Here is a 22535-nt window from a genome sequence, read left to right on the forward strand (position 1 = left end):
TTATGCCAACACCAACACCGACTACACCGACCAAAGGGGCAGGGACGACGTTTTGGATTTACACCGGAACAGGTGATCCCTACGATGATCCGCTGAGTGACGTTGGCTGGACTCGTACGGCAAAAATTAAAGAGATTACGCCTGGTGAGCTGACTGCGGAGTCGTATGATGATTCCTATATTGATGATGATGCGCCTGACTGGGATTCCACGGCCCAGGGGGTTAAGTCAGCCGGGCAATCGAGCGTTACTCTTGCATGGAAACCAGGTGAATCTGGTCAGCAGGACCTTGTTGACTGGTTTATGAGTGGTGATGAAAAAGCCTACAAGATTAAATATCCAAACGGTGCAGTAGATATTTTTACCGGTTGGGTAAATAGCCTGGGTAAAACAATTGCGCGAAATGAAGTAATTACCCGTAGTGCGCAAATTACCAATAAAGGCAAACCATCTTTGGCTGAAGATAACGCTTCTACCACTCCTTAATATATTTTCGACAGCGGTGTCACGGCACCGCGCCGGAGCTAATTAATGAACTACCTCAAGAAAGATACTTTAAATCCTGAAGGCGAAAATATCACCCTGTTTGAATTATCTGCTTACAGCCGCATGAAATATATTGAGTTCATGGTTGAAGAAAGAAAATCATTGCCTGCGGATGGATTATCACCGGATGAGAATTTTAAAATGGCGACTTTGCTGGCTACGCGAGATCAGGCCATGATTGTCGCTTTATCTTTAAGTGAAGCGGATGGCGAGGAACGCGACGGGAAAGATATTTTCCCAGAGATAATGCGGAAATATCCACCTGGGTTATTGGGCAGCGCTGCATTACTTGTGCGTATGCTTTCAGGGATGATCCCCCCAGTTAATAATGACCCCGAGGAAACTGAAGAAGAGGAAGAGCCAGATTTGGAAAAGTCCTGACCCGCTCGCGTCGCTTTGCTATGCGATTAGCCAGGGAGTTTGGACGGCCAGACTGGCGCGCAATGCTTTCAGAAATGTCCTCCTCAGAATGGTTCGAATGGATTGAGTATTACCAGGATCGTTGCTTTAGCGATGACCTACTTGATTCACATTTCTCAAACCTAAGTTACCTCGCCGTCAGCCTTTTTACCGATCCGGATAAACACGGAATTTCTGCCCTGGATTTTAGTTTGCTTGCAACAGGCAGGACAGAGAGCGATGAACTTTCCGATGAACAACTTATGTCTATAGCTGAAAGCATTCCTGGAGGAACTCGCTATGTCCCAGCCAGTGGGTGATCTGGTCGTTAAAATTGACGGCGATAGCGCAAAATTTGATGAGGAAGTTGCTCATCTTAATAAGCAGTTGAGCGGGTTAGGTAGGGCCGCGAACGACAGTACAGCCCAGGTCACCGCAGCTTTTACGCGGCAGGAGCGTGCTGCAAAACGTGCCGGTATTTCAATCGGCCAATACAATAATGCAATGCGCATGTTGCCTGCGCAGCTTACTGATGTCGCAACTCAGTTAGCTGGTGGGCAGAGCCCGTGGCTAATTTTGCTCCAGCAAGGCGGCCAGGTTAAAGACTCATTTGGTGGCCTGATACCAACATTTCGAGGATTACTTGGTGCTGTAAGTCCGTTGGCCGTTGGTGTTGCAGCTTTGACTGCCGCGGGTGCCGGAGTTGGGTATATCTTCTATCAGGGATCGTCAACCCTTTCCGATTTTAATAAGACGCTGACGCTATCAGGCAACACGGCCGGCCTGACTACCGACAGAATGCTGGTGCTCGCAAAATCGGGACAGCAAGCAGGGCTTACCTTTGATCAAACCAGTGATTCGCTAACAGCGCTTATTAATGCTGGCGTGGGGGCGGGTGCGCGTTTTGATGAACTAAGCCAGTCAGTTGCAAAATTTTCTACGGCATCTGGTATCCCCGTTGAAAAGGTTGCGGAAGCTTTCGGGAAATTGACCAATGACCCGACGTCCGGCCTGATTGCGATGGCGCAACAGTTTCATAACGTGACAGCCGAGCAGATTGATTACGTTGCTCAGTTACAACGTTCAGGAGATGAAGCTGCTGCACTTCAGGCGGCTAATGATGCGGCGACGAAGGGATTTAACACCCAGACTCAGAGCCTGATCGATAACATGGGGACGATTGAGCGCTCTGCTGATTCGTTGAAACGCGCGTTTAAATCCATGTGGGACGCTGCTTTGGATTTGGGGCGGCCAGATACTGCAGGGGAGATGGTAAGCAAGGCGCAATCAGCTTTTAAACAGGCTGATGAAATATGGAATCTCAGGAAAAATGACCGTTATGTAAACGATGAGGCCAGGGCTCGCTTCTGGAATGACCGAGAATCAGCTCGCCTGGCTCTCGATATGGCGCAGCAGCAGGCAGGTATTGCCAAAGCCAGCGTAACAGCAGCGGAAAAAGAAGCAGAGGCAGAATCTGATAAGCAAAAATATGCAGCTCAGGCTCAGGCCAATTATGCAAAATCGCAGACTGCGCTTGAAAAATATACCGCCAGGCAGAATGAATTAAATAAGGCACTGAAGGAAGGACATATTCTTCAGGCTGATTACGCCATTAATATGGCGGCAGCAAAAAAGGAATATGAGGCTTCAGTAAAAAAAACGCCGAAACCAAAAGGCGTTAAAGTTTCTGCTGGTGACCGCTCTTCTGATCAGACTGATGCCGAAACCCTGCAGTTGATGACCCAGTTAAAGCTGCTGCAACAGCATACAGGGCTTAACGATACCATCAGTCAGCAACGTAAAAGTTTGTGGTCTTTACAGTCAAAATTCTCGGTTATCGAAGAGGCATCGAAAACACGCGCGCTGAGCAAAGATGAACAATCTTTACTCGCCAGCAAGGATAAGGTTCTGGCGCAGGCTGAGGTTAATGCGAAGCTGGGGGATCAGATTGTCGCCCAGGAACGGCTGAACAAGCTTCAGGATAACTCGTTAAAATATGTTACCCAGATGCAGGAAAAGACAGCCGCACTGACGGATAGCGTTGGATTAAGCGACAGGGATGCGCAGCGTAATAACGAGAGAGCTCAATTAAGGCAGGGATGGAAAAATCAGGGCGGAAGCCTGGAAGACGAAGGGTATCAGAGAGAGCTTTCTGCTCTTGAGGGCTATTACGCTGCACAAGATGAAATGCGTAATAACTGGTTGGCCGGCGTTCAGTCGTCATGGGAAAACTATGCTGACATGGCCGCCAACTATAACCAGATTGCTGCGGATACGACCAATACTGCGCTCGGAGGAGTAACAAGCAATCTCCAGCAGGGGTTATATGACCTTGCCACTCAGTCTGAAGATGCAGGTGATGCCCTGAGTAACATGGTTGAAGGGTTTGGTAAGACAGTTGTTCAGACGCTGACCCAACTGGCTGCACAGTGGCTGGTTTATCAGGGAGTTCAACTCCTGGTAGGTAAAACCACGCAGGCAACTGCTATCGCTCCGATGATAGCCAATGCTCAAGCGACTGCGCTTCAGGCTCAACTTGCTGCTTATGCTTCAACAGCTGCTATCCCAATTGTCGGTCCGGGGCTGGCTCCTGCAGCTCTGGCTGCCGCTGCTGGGGTTACAGCTCCACTCGTTGCGGCTATCTCAGCTTCCGCACTTGCTGGCATGGCGCATGATGGTATCGATAAAATTCCTGAAACGGGCACCTGGTTGTTAAAAAAAGGGGAGCGGGTAACCACTGCTGGTACATCTGCAAAACTGGACGCAACGTTAGACCAGGTACGGCAGCAAAGGACCACTGGTGGTCGTCCAATTGTTGCTGAGTTTAATAATACTTTTTCTGGTAAGCCAGATGATGCAATGCTTGCCTTATTCGATAAGCGGCAGAGGGAGTCGGAAAAGCGTCTTGTGAAGTATCTAACATCTCAGGTAATGGAGCCGACGGAAGAATATGGGCGCGCGATAAGGTCAGTATATCCGGGGCGGAGAATGAGATAATGGCAGATATTTATTACCCACATGATTACCTTCCTGTTCCACTTTATGATGGCTATGGGTTTAAACCTATATCACCGTTATTAAGAACTGAAATGACAACGGGGAGAGCACGGCAGCGACGTAGGTATTTGTCAACGCCAACCCAAAGCAGCGTTAAGTGGTTATTTAAAAGCGATGGACAGGCTCAGCTATTTGAAGCCTGGTTTCGCGAAACTATCACCGATGGTACTTCCTGGTTTTATATGGTGCTCAAAACCCCAATGGGTATTGAGCCTTATAAGTGTCGTTTCGTCGATATTTATGAAGGTCCGACCCCGGTAAAACCAGGCAAGTGGATGTTTACTGCCACTTTGGAATTATGGGAAAGACCCGTATTACCTCCTGGGTGGGTCGATTTCCCTGATTTCATTATCAACAGCGACATTCTCGATCTGGCAGTTAACAGGGAGTGGCCTGAAGCATGACAATTCTCAACCGTCTCTATGCCAGCAGCGGGCCCGAGGTCATTATTGAAACGCTGCAGATCAACATCGTGGATGAGGTCCATTACCTGTGCAACGGGTACGACGATATCACAGCGACAACAGAGAACGGGGACACCGTTGAGTTTAAAGCCTGCGCGATGGATGTCGCGTTACCAGCCCGTAATGATGATGGTACTCAGGATTTAAAATTTGCGCTCTGCAATATTGATGGCAAGGTTTCAACGGCCATTCGAAACGCCATTAACAATCTCAACTCGGCATCTCTGACATATCGTAGTTTCATCTCCACGGATTTAGCCGCGCCAGCTGCCGTCCCTTACACCCTGGCGATTAAGTCTGGTTACTGGACTGCGACAGAAGCGCAGATCACCGCGGGTTACATGAACGTTCTGGATACTGCGTGGCCCCGTAATCGTTACACCCTGAATTACTTCCCCGGCCTGCGTTACGCCAACTAAGGAAAATCTATGTCCTTCAATCCCGAAAAATACCGTTCAGTCACCTGGCTGAAGGGCGGCAGGGTGTACCCGCAACTCGACTGCTTTGGCATTGTGAACGAGATACGACGCGATTTGGCGATGCCGGAATGGCCTGATTTTGCCGGTGTGACCAAAGACGGTGGCGGACTCGATCGGGAGGCCAGAAAACTGATGCTTTCCCTGCAACGCAGTGAGCCCTGTGAGGGGGCTGGTGTGGCCTGTTACTCCGGCTCATCGGTAACGCATGTGGGGATCGTCGTCAGTATTGGCGGCCAGTTACATGTAGCCGAATGCAACCCGGGAACGAATGTCACGTTTCTGCCGTTGCCGCGATTTAAGCGGCGCTTTGTCAAAGTGGAGTTCTGGCGGTGATTAGAATCTACCCCTCCCGGCTACCTGGTGAGCCGCTTGAAACGCATGAACACAGGGCGATGACGCTGCATGCGTGGATGGTTGAAAATGTTGAAAGCTACAGCGAGCGTGAGAGACATCCTGTATCGGTTGAGCTGGGTGGCGTAAACATTCCGCCCGAGCAGTGGCCGTTATGTTTTATCAGGCCTGAAAGCGATGTGCGTATCTATCCCGTACCCTACGGGACGGGGCTTGAGATAGCCGCGTGGGCAGCGGTAGCCGTCGCCGTAGCCTCTGCGGCTTACACGCTTTTCATGATGTCGGGACTGGACTCCGGCGGATATTCCTCTTCGACAGGAAGAAGTCTCGATCTCAATCCGGCAAAAGCGAACACAGCCAAGCTGGGCGACCCCATTCGTGAGGTTTTTGGCCGCCGCCGTATTTACCCGGATTATGTGGTCCAGCCGGTTACGCGGTTCGACGCTGCCGATCCGACGATCATGCGGGTTCATATGCTGGTTTGTCTGGGAACGGGTAACTTCTCATTCTCTAATGGTGATCTGCGTGTGGGGGATACGCCAGCATCGACCCTTGATGGATTCAGCCACACCCACTACCCACCAGGCACTGATGTATCCGGCGATGAACGTAGCGAGAACTGGTTTAATTCCACGGAGGTGGGCGGAACGTCTTCAGGTACTGGCCTCGATATGGCGCAGACATCACCGGACTCAGACGACATTATCGCGGACAGCATGACTGTATCCGGCGCAACCGTAACGTTTACCGGGCTTGATACGGATGACGACGATGATGAAGATGAGGACGATAATGCGCTTCCTGACAGCTGGGTGGAAGGCACGATTGTGGAGATTAAAGCGCCTACCAATTTTCTGATTTCCACCTCTTCTGGTTACAGTGTTTTTGCCAGCAAACTACTGACTGAAATCGCTCCGGTGGCTGGAATGCCGGTGACGCTGAGCTTTAACAGTGTTGATTACGATCTCGTCATTGCAGCATATACGCCGGGACAGGATGCCGTGCCTGGTGAGGGTGGCAGCGCGGCTAAAATCCAGGCCAGCGCTGCGCCGACGACTTACGATTTCTCTCTGGGCAGTACAACCTTTACGTTCACCTGGCACGGAACAACCTATACCGTCTCGCTGGTTGCAGATTATGTGAACATGTCCGGCCTGCTGGCCGCTATCTCGGAGGGGCTGACCGGTTCGGGACTGGTCGCGCAGGACAATGGCGGTACAGTGCTGATCACTGAGGAGTCCAGCCCGTTCGCCGGTGGATCAATTACCTCGTCTTCGCTTCCGTCGTCTGTTTTCGGCGATACCCCGGCTTACTCTACCGGCACGGCATCAACAGGCGGCAGTGCGGCCATAACAGCAAACGTGACCCTGGCCTATAACAGCGCCACAGGAACTGCATTCTCAGGTATGCCGGAAGGCACGCAACGACTTTCGCTGTCTCACCGTGGCAATGAGTACCAGATCATTTCGACTGACGGGACCACGGCGACGGTAGGTCGCATGGTTGACGGGGCGATTGATGCGTCATGGCCCGGCTTCATCGCCCGGACAATGATCGACTACGAAGCCACCGGATTGAATGACAGCGATACCTGGATGGGACCATTTCTGGCAAGCCCGGATAACGAAACTGTTGATATTTTTGAGGTCAATTTTTCTTTCCCCAGTGGTATCTGTGGCTTTGACAGTAAAGGGAAAAAACGAATACGCCATGTTGAGTGGGAAATTCAGTACCGGGTTTATGGTTCTGGTGCCGGATGGATCAGCAAAACAGGTGAATATGCGCTGAAAAACGTTAACGGGCTTGGATTCACTGAGCGCATTGTTATGGACTCACCTGGTCTGGTTGAGGTTCGTTGTCGTCGCCGGAACGAGCAGGGCAGCAACAATGCCCGCGACAACATGTACTGGCAGGCGCTCAGGGGGCGGCTTCTGACGCGTCCTACTTCCTATGCTGGCGTCTCTCTGCTGGGTGTGACGGTCGAGACAGGCGGGAAACTGGCGGCACAGTCCGATCGCAGGGTGAACGTCGTCGCCACACGCGTTTATGACTCAGGTACACCACGGACGATTTCCGCTGCTCTGCTGCACGTAGGGAACTCTCTGGGCCTTCAGATGGACACAGAGACCATCAGCGAGCTGGAGTCGATGTACTGGACGCCCGGCAACGAGTATTTCGATTTTGCTACCGGAGACAGTATCTCCGCCCTGGAAATGCTGCAGAAAATTGCGAATGCCGGGAAATCCTATTTCCTGCTCAGCGACGGGCTGGCGACGGTCGGACGTGAAGGGGTTAAGCCCTGGACAGGCATTATCACGCCGCATGAGATGACGGAAGAGCTGCAAGCCGGGTTTTCAGCACCGTCAGGTGACGATTATGACGGTGTTGACGTTACCTACATCAACGGCACTACCTGGGCGGAGGAAACAGTCCAGTGCCGCACGACTGACAATCCCACACCGGTAAAAATCGAGGACTATAAACTCGATGGTGTTCTGAACCGGGACCACGCTTGGCAGATTGGTATGAGACGCCTGATGAAGTATCTGCATCAGCGGTTGACGTTCCAGACCACAACGGAGCTGGATGCGCTGTGTTACAACGTCGGCGATCGTATTGTTCTGACGGACGACATACCGGATTCAGCGACGACAATCAGCTGCCTGGTGGAATCTATGTCGACTGTGGATGGTATCTCTACATTGACGGTAACTGAGCCACTCGACTGGACCTATCCGAATCCCCGTGCGCTGATCCGTTATCAGGATGGGTCGGCGTCGGCGCTGATGGTGGTAACAAAGGTCGGGGATTATCAGTTGTCAGTTCCCTGGCTCAGCGAGTTCGACGACATTGATTTCACCACACCGTCCATTGAGCCAGTGAGGCTGATTTTCTGTGATTCATCGCGTACGGGCTATGACGCGATTGTTTCAGAAATTGCCCCGCAATCTGACGGGACGTGCCAGGTCACCGCAAGAGAGTACCGCGCGTCATTCTACGACTACGACAACGCCAGCTACCCCGGCGACGTTGCATAAAGCATAAATAACTCTCAACAACCCGCTTCGGCGGGTTTTTTGTTATAGGGCGACTATGAGCACATACAAAACGAAACATCCTTTAGGGTCCGCTGCCGTAAAGGACCTGTACGATAACGCCGAAAACGTGGATAGATTCGTTAATGACAGGACAAAAGAAGAGCTCGATGACCGGTTAGGAGTGTTCCGCAAAACCTGGTACGGCATGGAGATGATCTTCAGCCGGTTTATCGACTACATCACTGGTCGCGGCGAGCAGGCGGTTGCGTCTATTGGCTGGCAGGAACTGGGAAACTGGGCAACCGGCCTCACAGTCGATAATCGCCAGCAAATTGTTTACTACAATGGCTCCTGGTACAAATATCTTGGAGAGCTGGAACATGTCATCGCGGGGGATTCTCCGGAAAATGATGGCGGCGTGTGGTCGGTGGAAAACCCGACGGGAAAATGGTCGAACATTGGAGATGCAGCTCTTCGCTCAAACCTGGGTTCAGGCGACGGCCAAAAACTGATAGGAGAATACTCCAGCATCAGTGAGCTGAGAGCGAGCACGCTGGACCATCACGGGCAGAAAGTAAAAGTAAAATTCTGGGACATAGAGCTGGGCACGGCGCTTGTTAACGTATTTTATGTTTACGATGCCAATGACCATATCTCTGTCGATGATGGTTACAGGACAATTGTCAATGCAGCGGGCCAGCGCTTTAAAGCATTGCTCAACGATACCCTTGATTTACGTATCGTAGGGTTGCGTTCGTACGGCGATAACCTGGGCACTGCCTTTAATCGCGCTCTGAATGCGGAACTGGCACGTGTATTTGCCGCCGATTCCGCAATGAAGATGGCGACAATTAAACTCCCGGCGCTGACCTCGTTTGATGACCCCAACGTTTCAACATATAACGCTATTCTGAATGCCTCCATCGTGATGCCGTCATATACGCCCGTTGAGTGTGACGGGAATTATTTCTGCAAATTTAACCCGATTAACGATGTCGCCATTCGCATTACGAACACCATCGAAGGGGTGAAGCCGTCCCAGACCGTATGGCGAAACATGCAAGGCGTGAAAATGTTCGCCAATAAATCGGGGCAATTTCAATTAGTCGGTCCGGGCGCTACGGTCAGCCAGTCGGCCGGTATTCGGGTCGGTAATGACCGGGCCGGGGATGATGTGCTCGACCTGAGGGATTTATGCCTTGAAGATGTTCAGATTCGGGCTTTCCGTTACGGTCTGGATTGCGTGTGGAATGACACCTATATCCTGACCTACCGGAACCTGAAGTTAACCGGAAACTATTTCAACCTGTCATCCCTGCTGGCGGCAAAGCAGAATGCGGGGGAAAACATCCGCGTGGAAAACACTCTTCTGGCGGATTCTGTTTCTCATCAGGTTTACTGGAACTCCCCGGGTATTAACGTCACTTTTGATAAAGTCAGTATTGATTACGCTGGCGGGAGCGCCTTCTATTTTGATAACGGAGCGCGCGGGTGCGACTTTCATACGCACGCTGGCCATATCGAGGGCTGGGACGGCATGCTGGTCTTTCAGGTGGCCCAGCTGGTTGCCTGGTACAATCAGGCTAACGCCATCACCTTCAGCAACACCCCGATTAAAGCCGCCGGTACCTCACCGGGCGTCTGGGCACCACGCCGCAAAATCCTGCATTCTGGTCAGGTACTTCCCGGCCTTGGAACTCTGGTCACGTTCGATAACAGCCCGGTATACTGGCCCGCCCCAGCTTCTGAGCCGCATGTTGCTCTGATGGGGTATACCGACCCCACAGTAGAGAATATGAAGGCGATTTACCACTGTCCGAACTCACCTTACCCGGATTGTCTGGTGAACTACCGCCAGTCCATGAACAAGGGGCTTTACCGGTTCGGCGGCACAGAGGGTATTTCCGTTAAGGACCTGACAGACCCGTTAACCGGATTCACCTTCTCAACCAATGGCAACCCGTCAATTGTATATGGCGGTGAAGACGCGGACGGTCTGCGACATATCATCATTAATTTCGATGCAACAACAACATGGGTTGAATTGCGGAATAAAGGTCTTTACTACGCACTTGAGCGAGAAGCTGAAATTAATACGGCGATTTCCGTCATGATGGAAAATATCACTGAGGGAGACCTGACGTTGAATACGCGGTTCCATTATTACTACGGCGCTGCAAAAGCCTATGACGGTTATGAAGACGGAAGAACTAAAAGCCTGACTGCACTGCTGTCGGCAACGTATAACGGCATTAACACCCCCCTGACGACATCAAAATATGTTGGTGAGCAATCCGCCATGTCATATGTCCGTCAGGACAGCGCCCACCCGACGCAGGCGGAATACGTTCAGGCAGCAATTGTCCTGCGGGGTGCGAAAGGTCAGGCGCGTATCAAGCTCCCGGCAATCTGGACAACCAAAGGCAGAGGCGCCGCCTTTGCTTTCAGCTAAATGAGGTAAATGATGGTTACTGCAAAATTTATGTGTTCGTACCTGTACCAGGCTTCTGATAATTCGCGGCTTGATGTGTATCTCGATCCCGTTCTTGAGGACGGGAATCCAACGGGAAACGTGTCATTAACCCTGACAAATCCTGCTGAATACTCAGCATTCGAGCAGGGGAAGACTTATAATCTGAGTTTTGAGGAAGTTGATTAATCAGAAGAATTATTTAGTATTGAAAGCACCAAGCATTGCGATGCAAGCTAGGTTTCGAAGAGGCGTCTAAGAGTATAACGTCGCAATTTCCTGTTAACATGTGGTAACATAAGTTTTTCGTGATTTTTTACAGGGACAATAGATGTTATCTAGGCGCTGCTTCCTACTCTGCACATTATCTTTGTTTACAACATCCTCTGTAAGCAAGGGGCTGGTATCCCCAGACAACTTTTTTAGCCATGAATCTATAAAGTTATGGCCAGAAGGGTGGTTGGGGAGGGATGGACCGTCCAAAAGTATTCACATTTCTAAAAGAGGGGTTCTTACAGGAATAAAGACTCCTAGTTTAGAGGTTTTTAAACCAGTGACATATAATGGGAAAGCAGTATTTATATCTGCTGGTGGCGGATATTCAAACATTCAAGTTGGTAATGAAGTGATCCCAGTTGTTAATTTATTTCTATCTCAGGGGTATATGTGTTATGTACTCCTGTATAGACTGCCGGTTGAAGGGTGGGCTTTGGGGGGTGTGGCATCTTTACAGGATGCCCAAAGAGGTTTGAGTATTGTTAAGTCAAGAGAAAAAAATATTAGTGCAATTGGTTTTTCGGCAGGGGCTCATCTTCTTGGTATGGCTCTTAATAAAGAAATTGCTTATGAGGAAGGTTTGGTATCTCATGACAATATTGGAAGAGTCAGGAATGTAACATTTTTATATCCTGTGGTGTCACTTGAAAAGCCTTACAATAAAACACTAACGCATCATAACATTGTTGGCGATGCTGCAAGTCCAGTAGATGAAAAAAAATGGTCATTGCATGAGAATATAAACGAAAAAACGCCTCCAAGTCTTATTGTTCACGCCAAAAACGACAAGGTGGTGAGTTATGAAAACTCTGTTTTATTGTATGACTCATGTAAAGAGCGCGATATAGAATCAGAGTTAATGCTACTTCAGAAAGGCGGACATGGATTTGGTATAGGGCGTAAAAAGGATGGGACAGATACCTGGATCGAAAAGCATAAAGAGTGGGTGAGTAAATATTCTTGAATGTAATCAAGGGTGTTCCCATAAACACCCTCATTAATTATACCAAGTTATGCTATGGATACCTTTGATGCGGATTTGTTTTTCTTGCCTAAAAACATTGCGGAGAATAATTTATACTTGGAAAGTACCTTGTCTATAAAGATCGGCATTGCTATACCAAGAAATATAGATATTAAAAGAACCTTAAAGACGGGGTAGTCATACTTTAATTGCGGCGCAATTTTAGATAGTATAATCCGCGGCGATGTAACAAATATTATGTGTAGTAGGTAAATTGAATAGGAGTACCCACCAATAACTGATAACACTCTTGATTTAATTCTCAGGTTATAAATTAAATAACAAAATGCAATTGATACCGCACAACTTGTCCAGTGTTCATTTTTAATGTCATCAGGAGAGATTGAGTTGTTCAATGTATGAAATAAACCCCACCCAACCAATAATGAAAATATAAATGAAAGAGGGGCTTTCCTTTTAGGATTTTTATAAGATGCGAGTTTGTCGCATCTATGCATTATTATCCCGAGAATAAAGAATGGGAACAAATAAGCCGCTCGGCCGATTGCGAAAAATTGGATGTTTCTAATCGGTGTTTCAGAAATGATTACACCTATTGCCAATACTATAATCATTCCTTTTGTCGTTTTAAAGGCGCCAGCGATTTCAAGAAGTGCTGCTAGTATAAAAATAACAAAAACAGCATCAAGGAACCAGTAAACCCCCACAGGGTACAAGGGTGAAAGAATTATATCGTTGATGCTCATCTGTCCTTTAGAGCCAAACAGAAAAATTAGAGCAGATACAGAAGTACCAAGAAAAACGAGAGGGATCAATATCCTTCTGATTTTACCCTTCACAAATTGAGGAAGGTTTTCTTTTTTCGCTGGCCTCATAGAATAAACAAAGCCAGACAGGAATGTAAATAATGGCATTCTTAAATATGAAAGGAAGGCAGATATTTTAACCAGCCAAAAGTCGTTACTCAGAATACCATTCTGATATAGGGTTGATAAACAGTGTATAAAAACTACGAGCAAACAGGCCAAACCCCTTAGGGAATCAATGCTCAAGTCTCTGTTCATGTGGTTGCCTTAGGAATAATCTTATGTTGTGATTACAAAATTTTACATTACCACACAATAGATACATATTTATATTGATTTCCACACAAACTATCATGTTTGGTAGTGGATGGGCGGAAAGCAGATGATTTTGCAGCGATTGGTGAAAAAAAGTGGTAAAGAAATCTCTCAGAAAGGGTATCTATCACCAGTTGAAGTTGACTCTCATTGAGAGCTGCAAGGCTTGTGTGCCCATTCAGGTGGTAGCTGGTCGACACGGTCTGGGGCAAGGTAAAGACGATTTATAAATGCCTTCCTGTGGCCGCACATCTTACAACGATGAGGTAGGGCGATAGTCCTGCATGTTCAAAAAAAATCCCCGGAGCAGGCACACTCAGGGGAAAAAACTTCATAACATCATTGCTGTGTGCGTCTTTGCGCGGAGTATATCTTCTGAGAAAACTCCTGGTATTTCCAGATATTTTTGATCTGAACAGTTAAGTTAAAGTTCCGGTTGCATGGGTATGTTTTTACTTAAGGGGGCCTGGAGATGTTGAAGTGCTCGGAGTTGCTATGCACACGATCAACAGCTTGAGGCTGGATACTACCCCTGTTTGAAGGGGAGTGTGATTAACCGCACGTTAACTACTGTTTCCTGAAATTAACATCTGAGATAATAACCTCACGAATAATAGAGCAAAGCGCGTTTAAATGTGAGCAGTAAGAAAACGTTAACGTTCATGCAATTTTTGATAATAAATAGTCAACTCGCCGGCATCTCAGATACTTGGGCTGATTTGTGGGTATTGATTTTCCATACGAGCCTTAGTGCGGGTAGGCTGTTGGCGCTTCGGTACGATGACATAGATAATGATTCAATACTGATACGAGAGCGTGGGAGACTGAAAGCGCTGCGCGTTGAAATTCCACCTAGGGCGATGGCGATGATAACTCGGCGACGGGAAAGGTATCCAGAGGATGTTTTTGTGTTTCAGAGTCATTCGAACCGGGTAAAGTATGAATGTCGGCCAGTCACTTTAATTGCTTTCAACACTGCCTTAGGCCGGGCTGCAAAATCCTTACCGGGAGTCACCGTGAGCAGTAGTAGCGCAAGAAACGTATCTCATTAATCGCCCATAAGCACCTGCTGGCAAAGTAGTCAACTTGCAACCCCTTAGTGGGTTATTTGTAAGCTATGAGAATGGTTATTGCCTCAGACCCTTAGGGGGTAAAATTGGGGCAAATTTTGGGGCAGAATAACGTTTGGGGCACGATTTGGGGCAATCAAATGTCCGCATTTGTCCACATTTGACCAGAAGTCAATAAAGTTAAGTTGTTGAAAAAAATGCAGAACGTTGAATTTGCTAAACTATTTTTTTGCATGCCATAATAAAGTTAATATTTAGGCAACCGCGATCAAAAAAATTGCTCTGTTTGCGGCAGGGCGTGAGGATATTGCGTAAACTTTAAAAACTTTACCAACTCGCTGTTTCTTTAAGGTCATTTGTACGCTTTACTCACCGGCTGCTGCGGCGCCGAAAGAGTGTGGCGGCATATTTTTGTTTGGAAAGGATACTTGGGTGGCTCTTATGACGCATGATGCTTTTTCCCTTCGCGGCCTCGCGGCAGGCTGCGCGCTTTTATTTCTCGTTGCGCCTGCGGTTCAGGCAGCAGAACAACTCCCCGATGCGCCGTCGATTGATGCGCGAGCCTGGATCCTGATGGACTATGCCAGCGGCAAAGTGCTCAGCGAAGGCAATGCTGATGAGAAACTCGACCCGGCAAGTCTGACCAAGATCATGACCAGCTACGTTGTCGGTCAGGCGTTAAAGGCGGGCAAGATTAAGTCTACCGACATGGTGACTATCGGGCGCGATGCATGGGCAACCGGTAACCCGGTGCTGCGCGGCTCTTCGGTGATGTTCCTCAAGCCGGGGATGCAGGTATCGGTAGAAGATCTTAATAAGGGCGTCATCATTCAGTCCGGCAACGATGCCAGCATCGCGATTGCCGACTACGTGGCGGGAAGTCAGGATGCGTTTGTCAGCCTGATGAACGGTTATGCGCAGAAGATGGGCCTGACTAATACCACCTTTATGACCGTGCACGGTCTGGATGCGCCGGGGCAGTTCAGTACCGCCCGTGATATGGCGCTGCTGACTAAAGCGATGATCCATGACGTGCCGGAAGAGTACGCTATTCATAAAGAAAAAGAGTTCACTTTTAACAAGATTCGTCAGCCAAACCGCAACCGGCTGCTGTGGAGCACCAGCTTTAATGCCGACGGCGTGAAAACAGGGACCACCGCAGGGGCAGGTTATAACCTGGTTTCCTCCGCAACGCAGGGCAATGATATGCGCCTGATTGCCGTGGTACTTGGAACCAAAACTGACCGCATCCGTTTTAATGAGTCAGAAAAACTGCTGACCTGGGGCTTCCGCTTTTATGAAACCGTAACGCCGATTAAACCGGATGCTACCTTTATTACCCAACGCGTCTGGTTTGGTGATAGCAGCGAAGCGAAGTTAGGGGCGGGCGAGGCCGGTTCCATTACGCTGCCGAAAGGACAGCTGAAAAACCTGAAGGCCAGCTACACCCTGAACGAAACGCAGCTGACCGCGCCGCTGACCAAAGGCCAGGTCGTGGGTACTATCGACTTTAAACTCAATGATAAAACCATTGAGCAGCGGCCGCTGATCGTCATGGAAGCGGTAAATGAAGGTGGTTTCTTTAGCCGGATGGTTGATTTCGTGCTGATGAAACTGCACGGCTGGTTTGGCGGCTGGTTCTCTTAAGATGCAGGCCGCGCCCTGCAGGGCGCGGTTAGTAGAGTAGTGAAATCTGTTTTTCTTTCGCCAGCGCCTGTAGGTCGTCATCCGGGCAAACGTCGCTGGCAATCACATCAAACTGCGCTAAATCGCCCATTCTCGCCGGTCGAACTTTACCGAATTTACTGTGATCGACCACCAGCACATGGTAGCGAGCGCTTTTCATTGCCCAGTGTTTGACCGGTAGCTCTTCCAGATTAAAACAGGTTGCGCCCTGCTCGCAGTCAATTCCGGCCGCTGAATAAAACGCGATATCCGGGCAAAGATGGCTCAGCGTATCCTGAAGGCTCAGAGGTTTAAAAATCGCGTTGCTGGCGTGGAATTCGCCGCCGCATAAAATCGCCCGACACTGGGGCTTATCCTGAAGGGAAAGAAAAGTATTGAGCGAATAGCACACGCCAGTAAAGGGCAGGGCGTTGTCGATGGCGTCGATGATCCACGGCGTGGTCGTTCCGCAGTCGAAAAAGGCCATCTGATGAGGCTCTAACAGTTTGGCGGCGTGGCGGGCGGCGCGTCGCTTTTCATCGACCAGTCGCGTTTTTTGGTCGCTTAACAGATAGTGCGTGGCGCTACGCGGCTCCAGCACAATGTAACCGCCGAGCAGCACCACCGGACCATTATGACCATTGAGATCGCGACGAATGGTCATTTCTGACACACCAAGCAGGGTTGCTGCTTCTTTTAGATGGAGTTTATCACTGCGCTTGAGTGCCTGAATAAGCTGGCTGATGCGTTCGTCACGACGAGTTTCCATATTCCCTCTAAGCTCAAAGCGCCCTGCATCGACAGGGCGTCAGCGGCAATTTTACCTGCCGGAAGAGGGTTAGTCACGCGGTGGAATAGCGCCGTGACTACGCGATGGGTTTCTCAGGAATAAGATTATCCGCGCACCCAGCCTTTGCGGATTGGCAACGAAAAAAACAGGCGGTACAGCCGCTGTAGATGCAGGTAAAGGCTATGTCCTCCGCTATGCCACAATAGCTGGGCGCTAAGGCAGGCGCTCATGGCGGTCAGCAGTCCACCCAGCATGTCCATTGGCCAGTGGACGCCGAGATAAACCCGGGACCAGGCGATTGCGCAGGCAATACCGAGGAGCAATGCGCCAGACCACAGTCGATGCCAGAACATAAAGGCCAACGCAAAGGTAAAGCAGATAGTACCGTGATTGCTCGGAAAGGAGTTATTTGGCGAATGGTGCAGGAAGTTATAGCCAACACCGGCGGCAAACGGACGTTCGTGCGGAAAAAAAACACCAAATATCCATGAAAGCGTGAGGCTAATAGCTAGCGCCATCATGACCTTAAATACCAACTGGCGCTGATTGGGCCCCCATAGCCATAAGGCTAATACGAGTAATGGCACAATAATAATCAGGTCTTTGGCGATAAACGTCGCGATTTCAATCGCCCACCAGGGGGAATCGGGAGTTGCATTGAGCAATGCAAACAGCGCGTAGTTGATATTTTCCAGCATACATCCAGGCTCTTTAGTCCGTCAGCAATAAGCCGCCTACCTTAAAAAAGGGTGGCGATGAGGTAAAGTAGTATTGTCTTAATTATCAGTTTGTTACGAATTTATACGTATTTGTGCCTTCGTTAACAGACCGCAATGGAGAGTATATAGCCTGTAATCTAATTGAAACATAAACGAAATATATACAGTTGGCTTTTCATTTGCTGATGGCGATGTTGTTACCTGAGTGGCGCTATTTTTCGTTGTCGCTCACAATTCGCTGTCTCACCGGCTCGACTTTCATTAAACTTTGCGCGGTTTTATTTAAATAAGAGATTTCATGCAGAATTATTCGCTTTCGGGCAAGCGCCTCGGACGTCAGGCCTTGCTGTTTCCGCTGTGCCTGGTGCTCTACGAATTTTCCACTTATATCGGCAACGACATGATCCAACCGGGAATGCTCTCGGTGGTGGAAGAGTTCGGCGTTGGCAATGAGTGGGTTCCGACCTCGATGACCGCTTATCTGGCTGGCGGTATGTTTTTACAGTGGCTGCTGGGGCCGCTGTCTGACCGTATCGGCCGTCGTCCGGTGATGCTGACCGGTGTCGTGTGGTTTATCGTGACCTGTCTGGCGACGCTGCTGGCGCAAACAATTGAGCAGTTTACGCTGCTGCGCTTTTTGCAGGGTATCAGCCTCTGTTTTATTGGCGCGGTCGGCTATGCGGCGATACAGGAGTCCTTTGAAGAGGCGGTTTGTATCAAGATTACCGCCCTGATGGCTAACGTTGCGCTGATTGCGCCGCTTCTCGGGCCGCTGGTGGGGGCTGCCTGGGTTCACGTTCTGCCGTGGGAAATGATGTTTGTCCTGTTCGCCGTGTTGGCGGCTATCGCTTTCGTTGGCCTACAGCGGGCGATGCCGGAAACCGCCACTCGGATGGGCGAGAAACTGTCGGTAAAAGAGCTGGGGCGCGATTACCGTGAGGTGCTGAAAAACCTGCGCTTTGTCGCCGGAGCGCTGGCAACCGGTTTTGTCAGCCTGCCGCTGCTGGCATGGATTGCTCAATCGCCGGTGATAATTATCAGCGGCGAGAAGGCGACCAGCTACGAATACGGACTGCTGCAGGTGCCCATTTTTGGCGCGTTGATTGCCGGTAACCTGGTGCTCGCGCGCCAGACTTCACGCAAAACGGTGCGTTCGCTGATTATTCTCGGCGGCTGGCCGATTATGATTGGCCTGCTAATTTCTGCGGTGGCAACGGTCGCCTCGACGCACGCCTATCTGTGGATGACCGCCGGGCTGAGCGTTTATGCGTTCGGCATTGGTCTGGCGAACGCTGGCCTGGTGCGCCTGACGCTGTTTGCCAGTGAGATGAGCAAGGGGACGGTGTCGGCGGCGATGGGCATGCTGCAAATGCTGATCTTTACCGTTGGTATTGAAGTCAGTAAGCATGCCTATGAATCTGGCGGTAGCGGGATTTTCAGCTTGTTAAACTTGCTGAGTGGGGTGCTGTGGCTGGCAATGACGGTCTACTTCCTGAAGGATAAGAGCGTGGGTAATGCCCACGAGCCGCAGTAATTCTATAATGCCCTGCTGCGAAATCAGACGCCGCAGCAGGGATGACGTCAGGCGAACGGCGCTTCGCGATTTAGTACTTTATCAATAATATGCAGCACGCCTTCTTCGTTATTGTGCGGCGCATCGTAGCCAGCAACGGCTTTCACCGGGGCGGCAGCATTGGCCATAGCAAATCCGAAACCGGCGTGTTGCAGCATCTCTATATCGTTGCCGCTATCACCAAAAGCCACAACTTCATGGTTCTCAATGCCCCAGCGTTCCTGCAGGATACGCAGGCCGTTGGCTTTATGGACCCCGGGAATTATTAGGTCAATGCTGCCGTAACCGGTGGCAACCGCGGTCACCATGTCGCCCAGTGCAGCGTGCAGCTTCGGCTGCATCTGCGGGATCAGGTGATCTGGTACGTTGAGGCCGAATTTCAGAATCACATCATCAATCTGATTAAAGTCCTCGACCAGTTCAAGGCGATGATAATACTTCGCTGCGATCGCCTTCAGTTCATCGTTATATTGATTGAGGGTATAAGCGCTACGTTTACCGCAGGCGATTATTTCAATATCAGTCAGCGTTTGCAGATGATCGATGACGGTATTGAAATGCGCTTTTGGTATTTGGCAGTTAAATACGTCGTCCCCGGCGCTGACCACCCAACCGCCGTTTTCGGCGACAAAAGCAATCTCATTGGCTACCTCAGGGAAGAACGAAATCAACTGGTAATACTGGTTGCCGCTGGCCACGACGAAGCGGATGTCTTGTTCACGCATTCGCTGGTATTGGGCAAGGAATCGCTGGCGGTTATAGGTCTTGGCATCGCTTAAGAAGGTGCCATCCATGTCTACCGCAATCAATTTGATGCTCATTAACTGTTCTCCAAAACAGGTTCAGGTTGTGGTTTCGCCACCGCGCGAGCGACCAGTGCTGCTACCAGGACCAGCGCCAGCACGACCATCATCGCGCTGCGCAGGCCAAAATGTTCGCCAAGGAAGCCCAGCAGCGGCGGGCCGACGAGAAAGGCGAGGTAGCCAGTGATCGCCACGATGCTTACACGCTTCGGTGCATCGGGCCCGGTATCGCTGGCGGCGGAAATAGTCAGCGGGAAGCCTAGCGAAGCACCGAGGCCCCATAACAGCACGGAAATGCCGGCGACCCACGGACTATCGACAAAAATAATCAGCGCAATGCCCAGCGCGCCCATCACCGCGCTGGCGCGAACGACGGTTACCCGGCTGTAGCGGTCGATAAACCAACCGCCGGTAAAGCGACCGATGGTCATTCCGAGCGTGAAGCCTGCGTAAATCAAAGAGCCGGAGGTTGGGCTGAAGCCATGGCCATCCACCATTAACAGCGGTAACCAGTCGTTGGCGGAACCTTCGGCAAAGGCCATTGCCAGCACAATTAACCCAATGAGTAACAGTTGCGTATCACGCCAGACCGGCAGTCCTTTTCCTTCGTGGCGTGCGGCTTCCGCAGCATTCTTGCCGGTACCGTCGGGGATGGCGCGAATGGCGACGGCAATAGGGAGGATAGCCACCAGCGCCGCCAGCAGAATATGCGGCGCGGCGGGTAGGCCGAAACCGGTGACCGCCATGCCAATCCCGGCACCGATCAGCGTGCCGAAGCTGTAGAAGCCATGCATCATCGGCAGGACGGTTTTATTCATTTCACGTTCAACGGCAGCGCCTTCAACGTTAATCGCCACCTCGGCTGAGCCAAAGCTGGCACCAAAGATGGCCAGCCCAAGAGCAAATAGAACGGCTGATGTAAACCACAGCGCGACGCTGAGCACCAGCATCCCTACCACCGCGCAGGACATGGTGGCGCGAATGACTTTACGGGTGCCGAAACGATTGACCAGCCACGCGGAGCAGAGAATTCCGCTCATTGAACCTATCGATAGTCCAAATAATACAATCCCCATTTCCGCCGTGGATAGCGTCAGCAAATCGCGTATCGCTGGCGTGCGGGTTGCCCATGAGGCCATGAGTAATCCGGGAATAAAAAAGAACATGAAGAGCGCCCACAGCCGTAGCTGGAGGGCTCTGCGGGAGGTTTGTGCTGTCATCCGTAAATGCCCGTGAGTGAAGAGATGGAGACAACAGTAGCAAGGTTGTGTACATTTGTACATATAGGTTGCTTGCTGCTGGCCGCTTTTTTATTGACCTCAATGACTTGATTCAGCCTGAGGGATATCTTAAGCGCGTGCCGTGAGAGTATGCGTCCATTTGAATAAAAGAGGGAAACTTATGGCTCGTCGACCGAACGACCCACAGCGTCGGGAGCGCATTTTGCAGGCGACGCTGGACACGATTGCTATACATGGAATTCATGCGGTCACGCATCGCAAAATCGCCAGCTGTGCCGGTGTTCCACTGGGCTCGCTGACTTACTATTTCAGCGGTATTGAGGCGCTGGTCGAGGAGGCATTCAGCGTATTTACCGGCCAGATGTCGGTACAGTATCAGCAGTTCTTCGCGAACGTAAGCAGCCGTGAAGAGGCGTGCGACGCCATTGCTGAGCTGATTTTTAGCGCCCAGGTTACCACCGCGCGCAATATGGAACTGATGTACCAGCTTTACGCCTTTTGCAGCAGCCAGCCGAATTTAAAAGCAGTGATGCAGAACTGGATGTTACGCAGCCAACAAACCCTCGAGCAGTGGTTTGAACCGGCAACAGCCCGCGGGCTGGATGCATTCATTGAGGGTATGACGCTACATTTCGTAACCGACAGAGCGCCGCTATCAAGAGAAGCGATTCGGCTAATGGTGGGGAGGCTGGCAGGGGAGTGAGCGGGGCGCAGAAAACAAAAAACCCATCAACCTTGAACCTAAGCGGCGGGGTTGATGGGCTCCACAAAATGGGGACATCAAAGAAAAGCAGTGGCACTACTTATGACTGATGCCAGTAAAAAAAGTTCTGAGAATATGCGTTTTTTTCTGAAAAATTTACTGTAGCCCTGGCCAGATGATGACAATTAGCGTACCTGCCAGGGTTAACAATACGTTAGCGATAGCATAGGTCCCGGCGTATCCCAGCGCCGGGATGTTGCTGCGCGCGGTGTCGCTGATAATTTCCATCGCAGGCGCACAGGTGCGGGCTCCCATCATCGCGCCGAATAGCATTGCGCGGTTCATGCGCAGGACGTACGCGCCGAACAAGAAGCAGATAACCACCGGCACCAAGCTGACGATGAGACCCGCTGCCAGCATCTGGCCACCGACGGCGCCCAGGCCGTTATTAATCCCCGCGCCCGCGCTGAGGCCGACACCGGCCATAAACACCATCAATCCGAACTCTTTCACCATATTCAGCGCCCCCTGGGGGATATAGCCGAACGTCGGATGGTTAGCTCGCAGAAAGCCGAGCATGATCCCGGCAAACAACAGACCAGCGGCGTTACCGATGCCGAAGCTGAACGAACTGAACTGGAAGGTGATCATGCCGATCATCAGGCCGACGATGAAGAAGGCGCAGAAGGCGAGCAGGTCGGTCACCTGGCTGTGAATAGAGATAAAGCCGATACGGTCTGCGACAGTTTTAACGCGACGCGCGTCGCCGCTGACCTGTAACACATC

General features: G+C 50.5%; 19 protein-coding genes and 1 pseudogene. 14 read left to right on the forward strand and 6 right to left on the reverse strand.

Annotation, left to right across the window (positions count from 1 at the left end; translation table 11 throughout):
• Nucleotides 1-2: 2 nt before the first annotated feature.
• The 10 genes and pseudogenes from QVF11_RS24835 to QVF11_RS24880 form a co-directional block, all read left to right on the forward strand.
• Nucleotides 3-473 (forward strand): annotated as a pseudogene (locus QVF11_RS24835) (phage tail tube protein); the annotation flags it as partial.
• 57 nt (nt 474-530) lie between these two features.
• Nucleotides 531-926 (forward strand): phage minor tail protein domain-containing protein, encoded by a 396-nt coding sequence (locus tag QVF11_RS24840; protein ID WP_287637449.1) that lies wholly within the window; start codon nt 531-533, stop codon nt 924-926.
• 62 nt (nt 927-988) lie between these two features.
• Nucleotides 989-1264 (forward strand): phage tail assembly protein T, encoded by a 276-nt coding sequence (locus QVF11_RS24845; RefSeq protein ID WP_287637447.1) that lies wholly within the window; start codon nt 989-991, stop codon nt 1262-1264.
• The gene (locus tag QVF11_RS24850) at nt 1245-3941 is read left to right on the forward strand and encodes a phage tail length tape measure family protein (RefSeq protein ID WP_287860081.1); all 2697 of its coding nucleotides are present in this window, start codon (nt 1245-1247) and stop codon (nt 3939-3941) included. Before QVF11_RS24845 ends, QVF11_RS24850 begins: the two co-directional genes overlap by 20 nt.
• Entirely contained in the window at nt 3941-4405 is a 465-nt protein-coding gene (locus tag QVF11_RS24855) for a hypothetical protein (RefSeq protein WP_287637444.1), read from the forward strand. Before QVF11_RS24850 ends, QVF11_RS24855 begins: the two co-directional genes overlap by 1 nt.
• Nucleotides 4402-4884, forward strand: a complete 483-nt coding sequence (locus QVF11_RS24860) for a DUF1833 family protein (RefSeq protein ID WP_287637442.1) — start codon at nt 4402-4404, stop codon at nt 4882-4884. The genes QVF11_RS24855 and QVF11_RS24860 overlap by 4 nt, the downstream gene beginning before the upstream one ends.
• Nucleotides 4885-4893: 9 nt before the next feature.
• A complete protein-coding gene (locus QVF11_RS24865; RefSeq protein WP_287637440.1) occupies nt 4894-5277 on the forward strand; it encodes a nitrite transporter in 384 nt (127 codons plus the stop codon).
• Entirely contained in the window at nt 5274-8333 is a 3060-nt protein-coding gene (locus QVF11_RS24870) for a host specificity factor TipJ family phage tail protein (RefSeq protein ID WP_287860083.1), read from the forward strand. Before QVF11_RS24865 ends, QVF11_RS24870 begins: the two co-directional genes overlap by 4 nt.
• Before the next feature lie 127 nt (nt 8334-8460).
• Nucleotides 8461-10785 carry a hypothetical protein gene (locus tag QVF11_RS24875; protein WP_287860086.1) on the forward strand — a complete coding sequence of 775 codons (2325 nt, stop codon included), beginning with the start codon at nt 8461-8463 and terminating at the stop codon, nt 10783-10785.
• A 349-nt stretch (nt 10786-11134) separates the two neighbouring features.
• Nucleotides 11135-12043 carry an alpha/beta hydrolase gene (locus tag QVF11_RS24880; RefSeq protein ID WP_134897807.1) on the forward strand — a complete coding sequence of 303 codons (909 nt, stop codon included), beginning with the start codon at nt 11135-11137 and terminating at the stop codon, nt 12041-12043.
• Nucleotides 12044-12090: 47 nt separating this feature from the next.
• Here QVF11_RS24880 and QVF11_RS24885 read toward each other — a convergent pair whose 3' ends face one another.
• Nucleotides 12091-13128, reverse strand: a complete 1038-nt coding sequence (locus tag QVF11_RS24885) for an acyltransferase family protein (RefSeq protein WP_287860093.1) — start codon at nt 13126-13128, stop codon at nt 12091-12093.
• 719 nt (nt 13129-13847) lie between these two features.
• Here QVF11_RS24885 and QVF11_RS28745 point away from each other — a divergent pair.
• Nucleotides 13848-14237 carry a site-specific integrase gene (locus QVF11_RS28745; RefSeq protein ID WP_038423246.1) on the forward strand — a complete coding sequence of 130 codons (390 nt, stop codon included), beginning with the start codon at nt 13848-13850 and terminating at the stop codon, nt 14235-14237.
• A gap of 459 nt (nt 14238-14696) precedes the next feature.
• Nucleotides 14697-15902 (forward strand): serine-type D-Ala-D-Ala carboxypeptidase, encoded by a 1206-nt coding sequence (dacC, locus tag QVF11_RS24890; RefSeq protein WP_110275306.1) that lies wholly within the window; start codon nt 14697-14699, stop codon nt 15900-15902.
• A 28-nt stretch (nt 15903-15930) separates the two neighbouring features.
• Here dacC and deoR read toward each other — a convergent pair whose 3' ends face one another.
• Together deoR and ybjG are read right to left on the reverse strand one after the other, a co-directional pair.
• Nucleotides 15931-16689 (reverse strand): DNA-binding transcriptional repressor DeoR, encoded by a 759-nt coding sequence (deoR, locus tag QVF11_RS24895; protein WP_110275304.1) that lies wholly within the window; start codon nt 16687-16689, stop codon nt 15931-15933.
• Nucleotides 16690-16814: 125 nt separating this feature from the next.
• The gene (ybjG, locus tag QVF11_RS24900; RefSeq protein WP_287860095.1) at nt 16815-17408 is read right to left on the reverse strand and encodes an undecaprenyl-diphosphate phosphatase; all 594 of its coding nucleotides are present in this window, start codon (nt 17406-17408) and stop codon (nt 16815-16817) included.
• A 319-nt stretch (nt 17409-17727) separates the two neighbouring features.
• Between ybjG and QVF11_RS24905 the strand changes: the two genes are divergently transcribed.
• The gene (locus tag QVF11_RS24905; RefSeq protein ID WP_142512437.1) at nt 17728-18963 is read left to right on the forward strand and encodes an MFS transporter; all 1236 of its coding nucleotides are present in this window, start codon (nt 17728-17730) and stop codon (nt 18961-18963) included.
• A gap of 47 nt (nt 18964-19010) precedes the next feature.
• On the opposite strand, the gene QVF11_RS24910 is transcribed toward QVF11_RS24905, so the two are convergent.
• Both QVF11_RS24910 and QVF11_RS24915 read right to left on the reverse strand, forming a co-directional pair.
• A complete protein-coding gene (locus QVF11_RS24910; protein WP_287860098.1) occupies nt 19011-19823 on the reverse strand; it encodes a Cof-type HAD-IIB family hydrolase in 813 nt (270 codons plus the stop codon).
• The gene (locus QVF11_RS24915; RefSeq protein WP_112214689.1) at nt 19823-21025 is read right to left on the reverse strand and encodes an MFS transporter; all 1203 of its coding nucleotides are present in this window, start codon (nt 21023-21025) and stop codon (nt 19823-19825) included. The genes QVF11_RS24910 and QVF11_RS24915 overlap by 1 nt, the downstream gene beginning before the upstream one ends.
• A gap of 181 nt (nt 21026-21206) precedes the next feature.
• On the opposite strand from QVF11_RS24915, the gene QVF11_RS24920 reads away from it, so the two are divergent.
• Nucleotides 21207-21749: a TetR/AcrR family transcriptional regulator gene (locus QVF11_RS24920; protein WP_112214688.1), complete on the forward strand. Its 543-nt coding sequence runs from the start codon at nt 21207-21209 to the stop codon at nt 21747-21749.
• A gap of 156 nt (nt 21750-21905) precedes the next feature.
• On the opposite strand, the gene QVF11_RS24925 is transcribed toward QVF11_RS24920, so the two are convergent.
• Nucleotides 21906-22535 (reverse strand): aspartate-alanine antiporter-like transporter (locus QVF11_RS24925; RefSeq protein ID WP_462661393.1); only part of this gene is annotated, 630 nt, incomplete at its 5' end.

Source organism: Klebsiella sp. (assembly GCF_027492335.1).
GTDB classification, from domain to species: Bacteria; Pseudomonadota; Gammaproteobacteria; order Enterobacterales; family Enterobacteriaceae; genus Klebsiella; species Klebsiella huaxiensis.